The sequence below is a fragment of the Mesorhizobium sp. M2A.F.Ca.ET.037.01.1.1 genome, assembly GCF_003998075.1.
In the GTDB taxonomy this organism is placed as follows: Bacteria; Pseudomonadota; Alphaproteobacteria; order Rhizobiales; family Rhizobiaceae; genus Mesorhizobium.
The window spans coordinates 1-2,500 of record NZ_RZSA01000942.1 but is presented as its reverse complement, the minus strand read 5'-3'; the positions used below and the strand labels follow the sequence as shown (position 1 = coordinate 2,500).

2 protein-coding genes are annotated in these 2,500 nt (G+C 64.0%); both read right to left on the bottom strand.

The features are described 5' to 3' along the window. On the bottom strand, positions 1-1,407 hold a 1,407-nt coding region (locus EOA27_RS31685), incomplete at its 3' end, for a DNA repair protein RecN (RefSeq protein WP_145970663.1). Positions 1,408-1,415: 8 nt separating this feature from the next. Continuing rightward, complete coding sequence (locus tag EOA27_RS31680; RefSeq protein ID WP_126082003.1) at positions 1,416-2,285, bottom strand: outer membrane protein assembly factor BamD; 870 nt, start codon at positions 2,283-2,285, stop codon at positions 1,416-1,418. Between the last annotated feature and the right edge of the window lie 215 nt (positions 2,286-2,500).

Sequence of the window (2,500 nt, the reverse complement as noted above, 5' to 3'; positions counted from 1 at the left end):
GGCACCGGCGCCGCCGACGCCGGTGTCGATTTCGTCGAAAACCAGGGTGGGCGCCGAGCCGCGATCAGCGAGCGCCACCTTCAGTGCCAAAAGAAACCGCGAGAGCTCGCCGCCGGAGGCGACCTTCATCATCGGCCCCGGCCTGGTGCCTGGATTGGTCCGCACCCAGAACTCGACCTGGTCGATGCCTTCTTCCATGCGGCTTTCGGCATCGCTTCCCATCTCGACGATGAACTCGGCCCGTTCGAGCTTCAGCGCCGGCAGTTCCGCCATCACCGCCTTGGTCAGGCCCGATGCCGCCGCCTGGCGCAGCGAGGAAAGCTGCGCCGCCGAAATATCGTAGGCCTCGCGCGCCGCGGCGGCCTGCTTTTCCAGCGCATGCAACCGCTCCTCGCCGGCATCGAGATCGGCAAGATCGGCCACCATCGTGTCGCGCAGTTGCGCCAGATCGTCCACCGCGACATTGTGCTTGCGCGAGGCGGCGCGCAGCGCGAAAAGCCGCTCCTCCGCCTTCTCCAGGCGTTGCGGATCATATTCGGTGGCGCGAAGCGCAGCTTCCACGCCGGATTGCGCGGCATCGAGCGAGATCATCGCCTCGTCCAGCGATTTCACCACGTCGTCGAGCAGGCCCGGCGCTTCGCCCGCCTTGCGCTGCAGCCGGCGCAATAGGCTGGCAAGCTGCGGTAAGGGCGAGGATGGTCCCGACAACACATCCTGCGCGTCGTGGATTTCGGCGGCGATCTTCTCGACCCGCATCATCTGCGCGCGCAGTTCGGCAAGCTCCGTCTCCTCGCCCGGCTGCGGATCGAGTTTCGCGAGCTCGGCCACGGAAGCGCGCAGATAATCGGCCTCGCGCGCCGCCGCCTCGACCTTGGCGCGATGCCGCGAAAGCTCCTGCTCGCAGTTTCGCCAGTAGCGCCAGGCTTCGCCCGTGCCGTGCACGGCGCCCAGATGGCCGCCGAAACTGTCGAGCAATTCGCGATGCGCGCCGGGATCGACCAGCGCGCGCTCGTCATGCTGGCCATGAATCTCGACCAGCGCGCGGCCGACATCGCGCATCAGCGTGACGCTGGACGGCTGGTCGTTGACGAAGACGCGGGTGCGGCCGTCGCCGGTCTGCACGCGGCGCAGGATGATATCGCCGTCATCCTCGATGTCGTTTTCGGCTAGCAGCGCGCGCGCCGGATGGTTGCGCGGCACGTCGAACACCGCGATGACCTGGCCTTGCGCGGCGCCATGGCGCACGAGCGAGGCGTCGCCTCGCGCGCCGAGCGCCAGCGACAAGGCATCGAGCAGGATGGATTTGCCGGCGCCGGTTTCGCCCGTCAGCACCGAAAGCCCAGGCAGGAAGTCGATGTCCAGCTTCTCGATCAGGACGATATCGCGGATCGACAGTCTGGACAGCATCGCAAGCTTCAGGCGCCGGTGATCAGCTTCCCGGCCTTAGAGATCCACGATCCGGCATTCTCGCGCGGCTCAAGCCCGTTGCTCTGCAGGAGCTTGTAGGAATCCTTGTACCACTGGCTGTCCGGATAGTTGGTGCCGAGCACCGCCGCGGCCGTCTGCGCTTCCGAGGTCAAGCCCATGGCATAATAGGACTCGGTCAGGCGCGCGAGCGCCTCCTCGACATGGCGGGTGTTGGAATAGGTCTCGACCACGGTGCGGAAGCGCTTCACGGCGGCGATGTATTCGCGGCGTTCGAGATAATAGCGGCCGACCTGCATCTCCTTGCCGGCAAGCTGGTCGTTGGCGAAACGGATCTTGTCCTTGGCGTCGGGGACATATTCGGAATTCGGCCAGCGCGTCACCAGATCCTGCATGGTCTGGATGGTCTGACGCGCCTCCTTCTGATCCTGGGTGACGTCCTTGATCTGCCGGTAATAGCTCAGGCCGATGATGTACTGCGCGTAAGCGGCGTCGTCGGTAGACGGATAAAGCGTCAGGTAGCGCTTCGCGGTGCCGATCGCCTCGTCATAATTGCCGGCGCGATAGTCGGCGAAAGCCCCCATCACCATCGATTTGCGAGCGAATTCCGAATAGGGATGCTGGCGGTCGACCGCATCGAACTTCTTGCTCGCCTCGTCGAGGCGGCCGGCATTCATATTGGCCAGGCCCTGGTTGTAGAGGACGTCGGCCGGCTCGGTCTGATCGACATAGGTCGCCAGGTTGACGTCCTTCTCGGAGGACATGCAGGCCGAAAGAATAAGCGCGGGAGCAACCACCGACAGCGCCAGCAAAACACGCCGACGCGGCGTTACCGATTGACCAACTCGCGAAAAAAACATGTTTGGATTCCGCCCCTTCGGCGTCGTTTCGGTCCGGGCCGAAGCCATAAACCATTATCCCCTTGCCCGGCAACGCTATGTCCGGCCAATCGCACATTTTTGTGGCGGCCTGGCTCAGCGACCGAGGTTGTGCAATTTCAGCGATTCGTGATGCAATCGCGCAACACAACCTGACTACAACGCCAGAAAACGGTTAAAAATCAGATCACCCAGGG

Coding starts and splice junctions, on each gene's coding strand:
- EOA27_RS31680 (WP_126082003.1), bottom strand. CDS start 2,285: ATGTTTTTTTCGCGAGTTGGTCAATCGGTAACGCCGCGTCGGCGTGTT.